This window comes from Alicycliphilus denitrificans K601 (genome assembly GCF_000204645.1).
Taxonomy (GTDB): domain Bacteria; phylum Pseudomonadota; class Gammaproteobacteria; order Burkholderiales; family Burkholderiaceae_C; genus Alicycliphilus; species Alicycliphilus denitrificans.
Window position 1 is genome coordinate 4,241,838 of the sequence record NC_015422.1, and the last position, 13,223, is coordinate 4,255,060.

General features: G+C 67.2%; 14 protein-coding genes. 4 read left to right on the top strand and 10 right to left on the bottom strand.

Features of this window, described 5'->3' with window-relative positions:
- Positions 1 to 9 precede the first annotated feature (9 nt).
- The 9 genes from mraZ to ALIDE2_RS20205 form a co-directional block, all read right to left on the bottom strand.
- Entirely contained in the window at positions 10 to 438 is a 429-nt protein-coding gene (mraZ, locus tag ALIDE2_RS20165) for a division/cell wall cluster transcriptional repressor MraZ (protein ID WP_013520510.1), read from the bottom strand.
- A 245-nt stretch (positions 439 to 683) separates the two neighbouring features.
- Positions 684 to 1,997, bottom strand: a complete 1,314-nt coding sequence (gene hslU, locus ALIDE2_RS20170) for an ATP-dependent protease ATPase subunit HslU (protein ID WP_041701121.1) — start codon at positions 1,995 to 1,997, stop codon at positions 684 to 686.
- A gap of 77 nt (positions 1,998 to 2,074) precedes the next feature.
- Positions 2,075 to 2,620 (bottom strand): ATP-dependent protease subunit HslV, encoded by a 546-nt coding sequence (gene hslV / locus ALIDE2_RS20175; RefSeq protein ID WP_013520512.1) that lies wholly within the window; start codon positions 2,618 to 2,620, stop codon positions 2,075 to 2,077.
- Between the two features lie 60 nt (positions 2,621 to 2,680).
- Positions 2,681 to 4,417, bottom strand: a complete 1,737-nt coding sequence (locus ALIDE2_RS20180; RefSeq protein ID WP_013520513.1) for an STAS domain-containing protein — start codon at positions 4,415 to 4,417, stop codon at positions 2,681 to 2,683.
- A gap of 31 nt (positions 4,418 to 4,448) precedes the next feature.
- Positions 4,449 to 4,940: an RNA polymerase-binding protein DksA gene (gene dksA, locus ALIDE2_RS20185; protein ID WP_013520514.1), complete on the bottom strand. Its 492-nt coding sequence runs from the start codon at positions 4,938 to 4,940 to the stop codon at positions 4,449 to 4,451.
- Positions 4,941 to 5,290: 350 nt separating this feature from the next.
- Complete coding sequence (locus ALIDE2_RS20190; RefSeq protein ID WP_013520515.1) at positions 5,291 to 6,361, bottom strand: CobW family GTP-binding protein; 1,071 nt, start codon at positions 6,359 to 6,361, stop codon at positions 5,291 to 5,293.
- A gap of 92 nt (positions 6,362 to 6,453) precedes the next feature.
- Entirely contained in the window at positions 6,454 to 6,684 is a 231-nt protein-coding gene (locus tag ALIDE2_RS20195; RefSeq protein WP_013723002.1) for a hexameric tyrosine-coordinated heme protein, read from the bottom strand.
- Between the two features lie 176 nt (positions 6,685 to 6,860).
- On the bottom strand, positions 6,861 to 7,586 hold the full coding sequence (locus ALIDE2_RS20200) for a response regulator (RefSeq protein WP_013723003.1): 726 nt from the start codon (positions 7,584 to 7,586) through the stop codon (positions 6,861 to 6,863).
- Positions 7,579 to 8,253: a response regulator gene (locus ALIDE2_RS20205; RefSeq protein ID WP_013520517.1), complete on the bottom strand. Its 675-nt coding sequence runs from the start codon at positions 8,251 to 8,253 to the stop codon at positions 7,579 to 7,581. Before ALIDE2_RS20205 ends, ALIDE2_RS20200 begins: the two co-directional genes overlap by 8 nt.
- Before the next feature lie 80 nt (positions 8,254 to 8,333).
- On the opposite strand from ALIDE2_RS20205, the gene ALIDE2_RS20210 reads away from it, so the two are divergent.
- Both ALIDE2_RS20210 and ALIDE2_RS20215 read left to right on the top strand, forming a co-directional pair.
- Complete coding sequence (locus ALIDE2_RS20210) at positions 8,334 to 8,720, top strand: response regulator transcription factor (protein ID WP_013520518.1); 387 nt, start codon at positions 8,334 to 8,336, stop codon at positions 8,718 to 8,720.
- A 31-nt stretch (positions 8,721 to 8,751) separates the two neighbouring features.
- Entirely contained in the window at positions 8,752 to 11,241 is a 2,490-nt protein-coding gene (locus tag ALIDE2_RS20215) for a PAS domain-containing sensor histidine kinase (RefSeq protein WP_013723004.1), read from the top strand.
- Between the two features lie 42 nt (positions 11,242 to 11,283).
- On the opposite strand, the gene ALIDE2_RS20220 is transcribed toward ALIDE2_RS20215, so the two are convergent.
- Positions 11,284 to 11,952: an excisionase family DNA-binding protein gene (locus ALIDE2_RS20220; RefSeq protein ID WP_013520519.1), complete on the bottom strand. Its 669-nt coding sequence runs from the start codon at positions 11,950 to 11,952 to the stop codon at positions 11,284 to 11,286.
- A gap of 64 nt (positions 11,953 to 12,016) precedes the next feature.
- Between ALIDE2_RS20220 and ALIDE2_RS20225 the strand changes: the two genes are divergently transcribed.
- Positions 12,017 to 12,403 carry a response regulator transcription factor gene (locus tag ALIDE2_RS20225; RefSeq protein WP_013520520.1) on the top strand — a complete coding sequence of 129 codons (387 nt, stop codon included), beginning with the start codon at positions 12,017 to 12,019 and terminating at the stop codon, positions 12,401 to 12,403.
- Entirely contained in the window at positions 12,400 to 13,209 is an 810-nt protein-coding gene (locus tag ALIDE2_RS20230) for an HD-GYP domain-containing protein (RefSeq protein WP_013723005.1), read from the top strand. Before ALIDE2_RS20225 ends, ALIDE2_RS20230 begins: the two co-directional genes overlap by 4 nt.
- The last annotated feature ends 14 nt before the right edge of the window (positions 13,210 to 13,223 follow it).

Genomic DNA, 13,223 nt, shown 5'->3' on the forward strand with positions numbered 1-13,223 from the left:
GCGCAGCCCTCAGAAAGAGAAGTCCTTGAAGACATCGGGCATCTCGGCCTGCATGGCCGCCGCCTCCTTGGCCTCGTAAGTGGCCTTGTCCCACAGCTCGAAATGACTGCCCATGCCCAGCAGGATGGCCTCCTTGGTCAGGCCGGCCGCCTCGCGCAGCTCGGGCGAGACCAGCACGCGGCCCGTGCCATCCATCTCCACGTCCATGGCATTGCCCAGGAAGATGCGCTTGGTCCATTGGGCGGACATGGGCAGCTTGGCGATGCGCTCGCGCACCTGCTCCCACTCCGGACGCGGGAACACCATCAGACAGCCGTCAGGGTGCTTGGTGATGGTCAGGCTGCCGCCGGCCTGCGCCAGCAGGGCGTCGCGGTGCCTGGTCGGCACGGAAAGCCGCCCCTTGACATCCAGACTCAGCGATGACGCCCCTTGGAACACGAATCGAGACCTCTGTTTGGAAAAGCCCTTGGCGCCCCGAAATTGGGCCGACAGGGCACTTTTCACCACTTAATTGCACTTTTTTGCACTGTAGCAGGAAAAGCACGCCAGGCAACAGGGGAATCGACAAAATTTTGTAATGAAATCAAGGACTTAGAGCCCGATTTAGAGGTGAATATCGGGCAAATATCCTTATTGATTAAGCACTTACATGCAGGTATGCAAGTGATTTGTAAAACTGGCGATCACAGGATGTAGCGCGACAGGTCCTCGTCCTGGCTCAGGGACTGCAGGCGCGCGTTCACGTAGTCCGCATCCACCACCACCGTCTGGCCCGAAAGCCGGGTCGCGTCGAAGCTCACCTCGTCGAGCAAGCGCTCCATCACCGTGGACAGGCGGCGCGCGCCGATGTTCTCGGTGCGCTCGTTGACGTCGTAGGCGATGTGCGCCAGGCGCGTGATGCCCTCGGGGGTGAATTCCAGCGCCACGCCTTCGGTCGCCAGCAACGCCTGGTACTGCTTGACGAGCGATGCGTGCGTCTGCGTGAGGATGGCCTCGAAGTCCTGCACCGACAGCGAGCCGAGCTCCACGCGGATCGGGAAGCGCCCCTGCAGCTCGGGGATCAGGTCGCTGGGCTTGGCGAGGTGGAACGCGCCCGAGGCGATGAACAGGATGTGGTCGGTCTTGACCATGCCGTACTTGGTGGACACGGTGGTGCCCTCCACCAGCGGCAGCAGGTCGCGCTGCACGCCCTGGCGCGAGACGTCGGCGCCACCCGCCTCCTGGCGCGCGGCCACCTTGTCGATCTCGTCGATGAAGACGATGCCGTTCTGCTCGGCGTTGGAGACCGCCCGGGTCTTGACCTCTTCCTCGTTGACGAGCTTGGCGGCCTCCTCGTCGGTCAGCAGCCTCAGGGCCTCGGCGATCTTGAGCTTGCGCGTCTTGCGCCGCTCCTGGCCGAGGTGGCTGAACATGCCGCGCAGCTGCTCGGCCATCTCCTCCATGCCCTGCGGGCCCATGATCTCAAGCTGCGGGCGCGCGTCGGCCACGTCAATCTCGATCTCCTTGTCGTCGAGCTGGCCCTCGCGCAGCTTCTTGCGGAACACCTGGCGCGCCGTGCCATCGGAACTTTCGCCGCCTCGCGGCGGGGGAATGAGCACGTCGAGGATGCGCTCCTCGGCCGCGTCCTCGGCGCGGGCGCGCACCTTCTTCATGTCGGCCTCGCGCGTCTGCTTGACGGCCACCTCGACGAGGTCGCGCACGATGGAGTCCACGTCCTTGCCCACGTAGCCCACCTCGGTGAACTTGGTGGCCTCGACCTTGATGAAGGGCGCGTCGGCAAGCCGCGCCAGGCGCCGCGCGATCTCGGTCTTGCCCACGCCGGTGGGGCCGATCATGAGGATGTTCTTGGGCGTGATCTCCTGACGCAGGCCGCTGTCGACCTGCTGGCGGCGCCAGCGGTTGCGCAGCGCGATCGCCACTGCGCGCTTGGCGGCCGCCTGGCCCACGATGTGGTTGTCGAGTTCGGAGACGATTTCCTGGGGGGTCATGGAAGACATTGTTCAGCCAAAATCAGCCTCTAGCGTTTATCCATCAAGCGCCAAAAGCTATGAAAAAAATAGTCCTCGCCACGAGACTACAGCGTCTCTATGGTGTGGTGCATGTTGGTGTAGATGCACAGCTCGCCCGCGATCTCCAGCGACTTCTTGACGATCTCCACGGCGGGCAGTTCGGTGTTGTGCAGCAGCGCCTTGGCGGCCGAATGGGCATAGGCCCCGCCCGAGCCGATGGCGACGATGCCCTCCTCGGGCTCCAGCACGTCGCCATTGCCGGTGATGATGAGCGAGGCGGAATGGTCCGCCACGGCCAGCATGGCCTCCAGGCGGCGCAGCACGCGGTCGGTGCGCCAGTCCTTGGTCAGCTCGATGGCCGCGCGCGTCAGATGCCCCTGGTGCTTCTCCAGCTTGGCCTCGAAGCGCTCGAACAGCGTGAACGCATCGGCCGTCGCGCCTGCGAAGCCCGCCAGCACCCGGCCCTGGTAGAGCTTGCGCACCTTGCGCGCCGTGCCCTTGACGACGATGTTACCCAGGGTGACCTGGCCGTCGCCCCCTAGGGCGACCTGTATGCCGTGCGCCGTCTTGCGGCGCACGCTGAGAATGGTGGTGCCGTGGTACTGTTCCATGGGAATGCCATATGGGGGCGGGCCTGCCGGTTTGCAAGCCGGGCACGCGCAAAACCGCGCTCAATTCGCGCGCGGCACCACCCAGGCGTGCTCGTTGATGCCGATCACGTTGAAAAGCACGGCCACCAGGCGATGCAGGTGGGTGAACTGCACCATCTGCCCCTGCGCCTGCTGGGCGGCGGCCCAGTTCAGCACCGAGCCGACCGCCGCGAAGTCGATGCGCACCAGCCGCTCGCAGTTGACGGTGAGCGGCGCGCCGGGGCGCGCCATGGCCTGCAGTGATTCCAGCGCTGGCGTAGCGTCGCCCTCGATGTGCCCCTCCATGACGGCTACGGGGCCCTCCTGGGCCTGCGCCGGCTGCGACGGCCCGAAGCTGGACAGGAACGGGTCGCTGTCCGCCACGTCCAGGCCTTCCGCGGGCTGCACACCGTCGTCGCCGCTGTAGCCGCAGCGCGGCGGCACCCAGGACGGCGGCGAGACCTCGTAGGTCACGCAGTAGTCCAGCGCCACGAGTTCGAACTCGTCGGGCTGCCCCATCAGGCGCAGCGCCGCCATGCGCAGCCGCCACCACTGCGGATCGACCTCGCGGTCCCCCGAGGGCGTGTGCGCGTGCAGCAGGGCCTGCAGCGCCTGCACGCCCACGAACCGGATCTGTCCGTCACGCCCGGCCCAGTCCTCAAACTGCTGGACCAGCGCGGACACGGCGGACAGCTCCACCTCGGCCAGGCGCGACCAATTCATCGTCCACGGCGGCGCGCTGCGCGCCAGCGAGGCCTGCAGCGCCGCCACCGACTGCTGGGTGAGCGTGGGCGGCGCGTTCCAGCTCAGCTCGTGCGGTGCGGCGCCGGGCTGCCCCGGCTGCTCCTGCGCCGCCTGCAGGCCCAGCTTTTCAGGTAGCGAGAACCACAGCGGCGCCGAGCGGCCAAAGCGCGCGGCATAGTCGATGGACAGCATGTCGAACGGCTCCTGCTGCCCCGTGGCGCGGTACAGGTCGAACAGCGTCATCCAGATGTCGTGCTGCTGGCGCGGCTCGTCCTGCCGGTGCTGCGCCAGGACCTCCTTCAGCGCCGACTCGGCCTGGGCGTAGTCGCCGCTGGCGAAGCGGATCGCGGCCTCCTCGAGGTCGGGCTCGTGCACGAACGGCTCGGCCATGGGCACCGCCGCCCGGCCGGCTCCCGCGCCATCGCCCCACGCGGCCGCGCCCAGGACGCCCGCACCGGCGATCAGCTGCTCGGCAGACACCGCGCCGAGCGTGGCGGGCATGCTCAGCGGTGCGGTGGGCGCAAAGGCGTGATCCGGATTGGCGTGCAGCGCGCCAGCCCCCAGGGGAGGAACCGGGGCCGGCTGCGCCACGGCGGGCGGCTGCAGGGGCGCGGCCGGCGCGGTGGGCTCGGGCGCCGCAGCGGCGGGCGCCGATGCGTCGCCCTGCCGCGTGCCCCGCCACCATTGCTGCGACATCTGGGCCTCGATCTCGTCGATCTTCTTGAGCGTGACGGCCCGCTCGCCGGGCGAGGTCATGCTGGTCTGGAAGAACGAGGCGCGCGCCAGCGCGTCGTCGAGGCGGCGGCCCTGTTGGGCCTCGCGCTGGCGCAGCTTGCGCAGCTGGTCGAACTCGCGGCGGCGCACGAAGTCGTTGCGCCGCTTGCGCTCGATCATCTCCTTGAGCATCTGCCTGCTGTACTGGCTCTCGCGGTCGGCGTCGATCGCGTCGAGGTCGGACCAGCTCACCGTGGGATTGCGCACGAACTTCACCATCTTGGACAGAAGTCCGCCGGGTGTCGTGTCGTCCTTGCTCATGGGTCCACTGGTGCCTGCGGCAGAGGACTCTTCAGTCGCCAAACATCTTCTGCTTGAGCTCGCGGCGCTGCTGCGCCTCGAGCGACAGGGTGGCCGTGGGGCGCGCCAGCAGGCGGCCCACACCTATGGGTTCGCCCGTTTCGTCGCAGTAGCCGTAGTCGCCCGCATCGATGCGCGCGATCGACTGCTCGATCTTCTTGAGCAGCTTGCGCTCGCGGTCGCGCGTGCGCAGCTCCAGCGCATGCTCTTCCTCGATGGTGGCGCGGTCGGCCGGATCGGGCACCACCACGGTGTCCTCGCGCAGGTGCTCGGTGGTCTCGCCCGCGTTGTTGTGCATGTCCTGCTTGAGCTGCACCAGCTTGTGGCGGAAGAACGCCAGCTGCTTTTCGTTCATGTACTCGCCGTCGGGCATGGCCAGCACTTCGGCATCCGTCAGCTCTTCTGCGGGCTTGGTCTTCCAGTTGTTGGCCAGCTTGGGATCTTTCTTGGCGGCCGCCACAGGGGTTTGCAGGGTCGTGGTCATGGTCTTAAGGGAAGCTGGCTGTGGAGGCGCGGCACGCCCCCGTATGGGCCGTTGATGGTACGTTCGATCGCGGCGAACCGGAAGCGCAGGGCCCGGAGTTCCGCACGGCCGCTGCGCCTGCGCGCGGCGTACGTGCCATGAGCCTGGCTTGGCTGGACTCGGTTGTCACTTCCTGACTCCTCGCGATTCGAACAATTGCGGCCGTCCATGGGCCTGGGCACATGGGCGACACGGCGCGGATGGCATGCCTGAAGGGGCCTTTTAGCCGGGGCGCGATTGTATAGAGCTACGCAGGCGATGGCCAAAGCGTTGCGTATACCACACAGGCGCAGTGCGTTTTACCGCCGACGTCAAGATACCAGGCATTGCTCCAGCCCCTGCAGCAATATGTCCTGCGGCAGGTCGATGCCGATGAACACCATCTTGCTCTGGCGCTGCTCGCTTTCGCCCCACTGCGGTCCCAGGTCGCTGCCCATGAGCTGGTGCACGCCCTGGAAGATCACCTTGCGGTCCGTGCCCTTCATGTGCAGCACGCCCTTGTAGCGCAGCATGCGCGGGCCGTAGATGTTGACGATGGCGCCCAGGAAGTCCTCCAGCTTGGCCGGGTCGAAAGGGCGGTCCGCACGGTAGACGAAGCTCTTGACGTCGTCGTCATGGTGATGATGGTGCGGGTGGTTGCAGTGCGCGCCGTGCTCGTGGTCATGGTCGTGGTGCCCGTGGCCGCAGTGCTCGTCGTGCACGTGGCCATGGCCATGCGCGTCCTCTTCCTTGAGGAAGTCGGGGTCTATGTCCAGCCTGGCATTCAGGTTGAAGCCGCGCAGGTCCAGCACCTCGGACAGGGGCACCTCGCCGAAATGCACGGCGCGGATGGGCGCGCGCGGGTTCATGTGCTTCAAGCGGTGGATGAGGTCGTTCTTCTCGTCCTCGCTCACCAGGTCGGTCTTGGACAGGAAGATCTGGTCGGCGAAACCCACCTGGCGGCGCGCCTCCTGGCGGTCGTCGAGCTGCTGCTGGGCGTGCTTGGCGTCCACCAGGGTGATGATGGAGTCGATGAGGTAGGTCTCGGCGATCTCGTCGTCCATGAAGAAGGTCTGGGCGACGGGACCGGGGTCGGCCAGGCCCGTGGTTTCGATGACCACGCGGTCGAACTCCACGAGGCCCTTGCGGCGCTTGGCGGCCAGCAGCTGCAGAGTCTCGCGCAGGTCCTCGCGGATGGTGCAGCAGATGCAGCCGTTGCTCATCTGCACGATCTGCTCCTTGGACTCGGTGCGCAGGATGTCCGTGTCGATGTTCTCCTCGCCGAACTCGTTTTCGATCACGGCGATCTTCTGGCCGTGCATCTCCGAGAGCACGCGCTTGAGCAGCGTGGTCTTGCCGGAGCCCAGGAAGCCGGTGAGGATGGTGGCGGGAATCAGGGACATGAGGGACTTCCAAATGCGAAGCGGCGACCGGATGGCCGCCGCAGGACAAACCAGGACACAGAAGGTGTCAGTGTAGCGAGCCCGTCAAGCCATTACTTGCGCCAGTAATTGTTGGCCGCGGCCACGGTCTGGAAGTTCAGCGCGATCACCTGCGACGCGGCCGTCAGCGCCGCATGGTCGTTGGCGTACTCGGGGCGCAGCTTGTGCAGCACCTCGGAGTCGGGCTGGGTGTACTTGACGCCGCGCCGGCTCAAGGTGATGGCCAGCTCGAAGCCCTGTTGCGGGGTGTCGGTGATCAATGTGGTCAGCCAGGTATCAGTCATGGGGTTTCTCCTAGTATTTTGCGAATCGCTCGAACTCCAGTGGCCAAGACCGGGCTGGGCACCTTGATTGCGGAACCGTTGACGCACTGCCGTGCGGCCCGTGCTTGTGGGGTGGAGAAAAACGATTGTGGTGCAAGGGCCGTCACCCCATTGGCAGTGCCGGATAACGGCCGGATTCAGCCCCCGTGCCATATCCGGTACGCCAGCACCTGCCGGCGCAGCTGCTGCCAGCCGGCGCGCATGGGCGGCAACATCCCCTGGGCGGCATGGCTTTCGACGCTGTGCGCCAATTGCGCAGAGCGCTCCTGGCCCAGAAGGGTCAGCACCGACTTGAGGTTGTGCACCACACGGTACAGCGCCGGCGCATCGCCATGGTCCGCGGCCCGGTCGCCCTCCGCCACGTCGATGGGAAACTGCTTCAGGCACATCCCCCGGTAAGCCTCGTAGAGCGCGCGATCCCCGCCGAAGTACTGCGCCGCCGCGCCCGCGTCGGCCGCATCGGGCCTTCGCTCCTGCTGCAGGCCCGCCGGGGGCCGTGCCAGGGCCTGCTCCACGCAATCGATCAGGTCGCCCACCGAAACCGGCTTGCGCAGCACGCGCCAGACGCCCTGCGCCAGCAAGCGCTGTCGCAGCCCGTCATCCACCCCGCCGCTGAAAACCACGGTGCGGCAATCGCCGCCCCGTTCCTGCAGCCAGCGCAGCAAGTCCAGGCCCGAGCCATCGGGCAGGTGCAGGTCGGTCAGCACCAGCGCCACGGCATGGGCCGAAAGCAGCCGGCGCGCCTCGGCCAGGCTGGCGCAAGGCAGCAGCTCCAGCGCCATGCCATCGAGCGCCTCCCGCACGAAATGGCGCGCCAGCCCATCGTCTTCGAGCAGCAGAACGCGCGGCACGGGCTCAGGCATGCAGGGCCTCCCTGAGCAGGACCGGCAGGTCTTCCACCATGCGCGGCTTGTGCACCACCGGCAGGCCCGCGAGCGCATAGGCATAGGCGCTGCGCTGCTCCTCGTCGAGCGAAGTGAGCACGATCAGGCGGCTGCGCTCGAACTGCGGGTGCGAGCGCAGCCGCGCGATCAGGGTGGCGCCGTCGATGCCCGGCAAAAGAATATCCACCAGCAGCACGTCGGGGCGCAGCGCGCCCGCCATCGCCAGGCCGACGATGCCATCCTCCGCCACGTGCAGGTCGATCCCGGGGAAGTTGTGCGCCACCAAGAGGCGCACCAGGTTCTGGAAATGCGCAGAGTCCTCGATGAGCAGCACCTGCGCGCGGCGGGCCGCCTGCGAAGCACCACCGACCGCGGGCGGGGCCTCGGGCGCTGCGGCCCCGGCGGCCGCAGCGGGCGTGCCGGCGCCTGCCCGCGCCTCTGCGGCGGGCCCCTCCTGGCGGCACCGGGCCACCCAGCGTTCGACGGAGGCACGCGAGATGCGCCTATGGCCTCCGGGGGTCTTCCAGGCCTCCAGATCACCCCGATCGACCATGAGCTGCACCGAGCGCACGGCCAGCCCCAGGGCATGCGCCACTTCGCGCGTGCTGCATTCGGTCGGCAAAGACAGTAATGGCTTCGTCAGCATGCGTAAATCTTACCAATTCAAAACCGCATTTATGTTACATTTGATAAAAACTCACAATAAAGTATCACATCCTACGCATCATGAGTCTGCGCATCCTGATCGTCGAAGACCATGCGGACATCCGCAAGCTGATCCGCATGACCCTGGAATTCGAGGACTACGAAATCCACGAGGCGTCCAACGCCGACGAGGGCCGCGAGGCCGTGCGCCGCCTGCGCCCGGACCTGCTGCTGCTGGACGTGATGATGCCCGGCAGCATGAACGGGCTGGATCTGTGCCGCTTGCTCAAGTCCGACGCGAGCCTGGGCCTGCCGCGGGTGATCCTGCTGAGCGCGCGCGGCCAGGGCCAGGACATCGAGGCGGGCATGAACGCGGGGGCCGACGCCTATCTGCTCAAGCCATTCAGCCCTCTCAAGCTGATCGAGACCATCGACAGCCTGGGCGGGCATCACGGCAAGGCGCCGTGAGCGGCTGAAACGTCATCCCCCGGCCACCGCCATGCGAGCCCCCTCCTTTCTTCGACTCCCCCCGCTATCGGCCAGCCGCTGCGTGCTGGCCGCCGGTACCGCGCTGGCCCTGGCCGTCCTGGTCAGCACGCTGGCCCTGATGTGGCGCGAACTGGGCACCATGGCCGAGCGCGACCGGCAGCGGCTCACGCTGCTGGCCAGCGTGATGGAGACGCATGCCGGCCAGGTCTTCGGGTTCAGCGGGCTGATGCTCGACGACCTGGCATCCAAATTAGCCTTAGAGTCCCCCACCGTGGCGCAGTTCGAGGCCCAGCTCTCGAACCATCTGCAGGGCCTGCCGCTCCTGCGCGGCATTGCCCTGGTAAACGCCCAGGGGCTGGTGCTGGCCTCGACCTCGGCTGCGGACAAGGGTACGCGGGTCGATCTGCGCAGCCTGGCGCCGCCCGGGCCCGAGGGCGACCTCGTCACCATCGGCCCCTGGGTGCCAGGCCGTTCGCTGGGGGAGCTTGGGCAGCGCGGCCAGGCCTCCGCCGACCAGGGCTTCATTCCCCTGGTGCGCCCCGTGCAGCTGACGGCGCAGAGCACGGTGCTGCTGGTGGGGCTGGTCAACCCCGATGCGCTGGCCAGCTACCAGCAGCAGCTGCTCAATGCCGACACCTCGGGCGCCAGGATCCTGCTGGTGCGGAGCGACGGCCATGTGCTGGCTCATGTCGGCCCGGGGGCAGACGCACCGGGCGCCAGCCTGCGGGAACACCCCCGCTTCCATGCATTCCAGGGAGCGCCCAGGGGCAGCTTCGGGCCCCTGCGGGTCCGGGAAGACCTCACCCTCGGCGCCTGGCACCGGCTGGACGCCTATCCGCTCACGGCGCTGGTGGAGCAGCCCTACGCCACCACCACCGCGCGCTGGCTGCGCGCCCTGCGCGGGCCGCTGCTGTTCATGGCGCTGGCGACCGTGCTGATCGGCCTGATGACCCGCAGCGCATGGCGCAATGCGCGCGCGCGCGAGGCGGCCCAGCTCAAGCTCGACGAAATCCGCAAGGCAACGGCACAGCGCGAGCAGGAGCTGTCCATCCTGTTCAAGAGCGTGAAGGAGCTGATCTTCCGCACCGATGCGCAGGGTGTGATCCGCTTCGTCAATCCGCGCTGGCGCCAGCTTACGGGCCAGGTGCCCGCCGCAGCCCGGGGCAGGCGCCTGAGCGACATCGTGGAGCCGGAGTCCAGCCCCACCGTGGCGGCGCTGTTCCAGGCCGGGGGCTCCTCCGGCTGGCGCAGGAGCAAGGCCTGCCTGCGGGGGCCCAGCGGCAAGACCCAGGTGCTGGAGATCACCGTCATGCCGCTGGCCGGCCGCGACGGCCAGCCGTACGGCTACGCCGGCAGCGCGGTGGACATCACGGCCCTGGACTACGCGCAGAAGAAGTTGCAGCACCAGCTGGCACTAACGGAGCGCGTGCTCGAAAGCAATCCGCTGCCCATGTGCCTTACCGACGTGCAGGGCCGCCTCGTCACCGTCAACGCGGCCTGGGAAAGCTTCATGGGCGTGTCGCGCAGCCAGGCGCTGGGCCGCCTGAACCGCGACATCCTGCCCGCGGCGCAGGCGCAGGCCTACGACGCGCGCACCGAGCAGCTGCTGCGCGAGGGCGGCACCGTGCGCTACGAAGAACGCCTGCCCCGGGCCGACGGCAGCATGCGCGACGTGCAGATCACCAAGGTGCTGCTGCAGTCGGCGCAGGGCGAGCCCATGGGCGTGCTGGTCAACAAGCTCGACATCACCGACTTCCTGGCCGCGCGCTACAAGGCGCAGGAGGCGTCGCGCACCAAGAGCGAGTTCGTCGCCAACATCAGCCACGAGCTGCGCACGCCGCTGCAGTCCATACTGGGCTTTTCCGAACTGGGCATGGTGCGCGCACGCCAGTACGAGAAGTACGCCGCCATGTTCCAGGACATCCACGCGGCGGGCCAGCGCATGCTGGGGCTGGTCAACGACCTGCTCGACATCTCCAAGATCGAGAGCACGGTGGGCGCGTTCCGCTTCGCGCGCAATGACGTGCGCGACCTGCTCGAGGACGTGGCGGCCGAGCTGCAGATGCTCCTGGAGCGCAAGGGCCTGACGCTGCGGCTGGACCTGGGCCGCGTACCGCTCGTCTCCAAGGTCGATTCCACGCGCTTTGCGCAGGTGGCGCGCAACGTCCTGTCCAACGCGGTGAAGTTCTCCCCCGAGGGCGGCACCATCGAAATGAGCGCCAGCACCCCGGACGAGAGCACCATCCTCGTGCAGGTGCGCGACCACGGGCCCGGCATCCCGCCCGCCGAGCTCGAGGCCGTGTTCGACGCCTTCGTGCAGTCGAGCAAGACGCGCGACGAATCGGGCGGCACGGGCCTCGGCCTGGCCATCTGCCGCAAGATCGTCACGGCCCATGGCGGGCACATCCACGCCACCAATGCGCCCGATGGCGGAACGATCTTCCACATCGTCCTGCCCACGGCCAGATACACCGACACCATGCCCTCGCCCCTCGAATGAACCGCTCTTTGCCGGCGGCGCCGGCAAAGAGCGGCCTCCGGGTCACCGGGCGTCAGGTAGGGCCAGCGCGCGATCGAGCAGGGACGGCAGATCCTGCACCAGCTTCGTCTTGTGCATGACCGACACCCCCGCGAGCGCGAACGCATAGGGCGCGCGCGACTCCTTGTCCAAGGAGGTGATAACGATGAACTGGCAGCTCTGGAACAGCGGGTGCCAGCGCAGCCGGCCGACCAGGGCCGCTCCGTCGATGCCCGGCAGCAGGATGTCCACGATCAGCACGTCGGGTTCGAGCCGCCCCGCCATCACCAGCCCGTCGATCCCATCGTCGGCCACGTGCAGATCGACCTGCGGGAATTCATGGCCCACGAGAAGCTTCACCAGCGTCTGGAAATGCGCCGAATCCTCGATCAGCAGCACCCGCTGGGGGAATCTCCTAGGCCTGAGGACGATTTCGCAAGACAGGCCCCCCTCGGCATCGCCGGCAGGCCCGCCGGGGGCGGCCGGCTGCCCCGGGACGCACAGCTGGCGCAGTTCCAGCCAGGACATCACCGACTCGCGCGCAATGCGCCAGCGGCCGCCCGGCGTTTTCCACCCGCGCAGCTCTCCCTGCTCGGCCATCTCCCGCACGAAGCGGGCCGTCAATCCCAACGCCCGGGCCACATCGCGCGTGGAGCACTCGGCAGGCAATGAAATCACTGGCTCGTTTTTCATGCGCAAATTTTATCATTTCAACTGCAAATATTTGCTATACTTGAAAAAATTGATTTTCAAGCTCATGAGCAAGCGCATTTTGATCGTCGAGGACCATGCGGACATTCGCAAGCTGATCCGCATGACCCTGGAGTTCGAGTACTACGACATCCACGAAGCCGCGAACGCCCAGGAAGGCCTCGATGCAATACGGCGGCTGCACCCCCAGCTGGTACTGCTGGACATCATGATGCCCGGCGAAATGGATGGGCTGGACCTGTGCCAGATGGTCAAGAACGATCCGTCCCTGGGCCTCCCCCAGGTGGTCCTGCTCACCGCACGGGGGCAGAACAAGGACATCGAGGCGGGCATGAACGCGGGGGCCGATGCCTACCTGCTCAAGCCCTTCAGCCCGCTCCAACTGATCACGACCATCGACAGCCTGGGCATCCAGACCACCGAAACGCAATGATGCCTCCCGCTGTCGAAGCCACGCAGTTCGATCGTGCGGCGGCAGACCAGATGACGAAGATCATTTCGGATCTCAGCCGCATGTACCACGAACGCAACGAAGCGCTGCAGGAGGTGGCGCGCGCGCACCACGAGGCACTGCTCCTGCTGGCCATGGCGGCCGAGTACCGGGACGACGACACCGGCCTGCACATCGTGCGCATCGGGTTCCTGGCGGAGGCCCTGGCGCTGCGCATGGGGCAATCCAGGCACTATGCGGAGCTGCTGCGCAAGGCGGCCCCCATGCACGACATCGGCAAGATAGGCATTCCCGACTGCGTGCTGAAGAAGCCCGGCCCCCTCACCCCCGCGGAGCGCCAAGTCATGGACCGCCATCCGGTGATAGGCGCGGACATCCTGGGCAAGTCGCGCACGCCGCTGTTCCAGCTGGCCGCCGAAATCGCACTCACCCACCATGAGCGCTGGGACGGCACTGGCTACCCGAACCGCCTGTCGGGCGAGGACATTCCGCTGTCGGGCAGGCTCGTGTCGGTGGTGGACTTCTATGACGCGCTGACCATGGACCGCATCTACCGCCAGGCCTACGATCACGAAAAAGTGATGGATATGCTAAGCCGGCAGAGCGGCAAGGCGTTCGACCCTGCCATCGTGGACTGCTTCATCCACCACGGCGACGAATTGCACGCGATGCGCCTGGCCGTCAAGGACAACGGCACGGGCTTCACCCAGCTGATCCAGAACCAGAGCGGCTCGCAGCAAAGGCCGCCGCATTTCCAGGGCGGCAATGCGGCATGCCCTCCCCCTTGAGCCCGGCGCGCGGC

What these genes read in the sequence shown, in the direction of transcription:
- ALIDE2_RS20190 (WP_013520515.1), bottom strand. Translation starts at nt 6,361, where the DNA reads ATGTCCCTGATTCCCGCCACCATCCTCACCGGCTTCCTGGGCTCCGGC.
- ALIDE2_RS20180 (WP_013520513.1), bottom strand. Translation starts at nt 4,417, where the DNA reads ATGAGCAAGGACGACACGACACCCGGCGGACTTCTGTCCAAGATGGTG.
- hslV (WP_013520512.1), bottom strand. Translation starts at nt 2,620, where the DNA reads ATGGAACAGTACCACGGCACCACCATTCTCAGCGTGCGCCGCAAGACG.
- ALIDE2_RS20210 (WP_013520518.1), top strand. Translation starts at nt 8,334, where the DNA reads ATGAGTCTGCGCATCCTGATCGTCGAAGACCATGCGGACATCCGCAAG.
- dksA (WP_013520514.1), bottom strand. Translation starts at nt 4,940, where the DNA reads ATGACCACGACCCTGCAAACCCCTGTGGCGGCCGCCAAGAAAGATCCC.
- ALIDE2_RS20225 (WP_013520520.1), top strand. Translation starts at nt 12,017, where the DNA reads ATGAGCAAGCGCATTTTGATCGTCGAGGACCATGCGGACATTCGCAAG.
- ALIDE2_RS20195 (WP_013723002.1), bottom strand. Translation starts at nt 6,684, where the DNA reads ATGACTGATACCTGGCTGACCACATTGATCACCGACACCCCGCAACAG.
- ALIDE2_RS20200 (WP_013723003.1), bottom strand. Translation starts at nt 7,586, where the DNA reads ATGCCTGAGCCCGTGCCGCGCGTTCTGCTGCTCGAAGACGATGGGCTG.
- hslU (WP_041701121.1), bottom strand. Translation starts at nt 1,997, where the DNA reads ATGTCTTCCATGACCCCCCAGGAAATCGTCTCCGAACTCGACAACCAC.
- ALIDE2_RS20230 (WP_013723005.1), top strand. Translation starts at nt 12,400, where the DNA reads ATGATGCCTCCCGCTGTCGAAGCCACGCAGTTCGATCGTGCGGCGGCA.
- ALIDE2_RS20215 (WP_013723004.1), top strand. Translation starts at nt 8,752, where the DNA reads ATGCGAGCCCCCTCCTTTCTTCGACTCCCCCCGCTATCGGCCAGCCGC.
- ALIDE2_RS20205 (WP_013520517.1), bottom strand. Translation starts at nt 8,253, where the DNA reads ATGCTGACGAAGCCATTACTGTCTTTGCCGACCGAATGCAGCACGCGC.
- ALIDE2_RS20220 (WP_013520519.1), bottom strand. Translation starts at nt 11,952, where the DNA reads ATGAAAAACGAGCCAGTGATTTCATTGCCTGCCGAGTGCTCCACGCGC.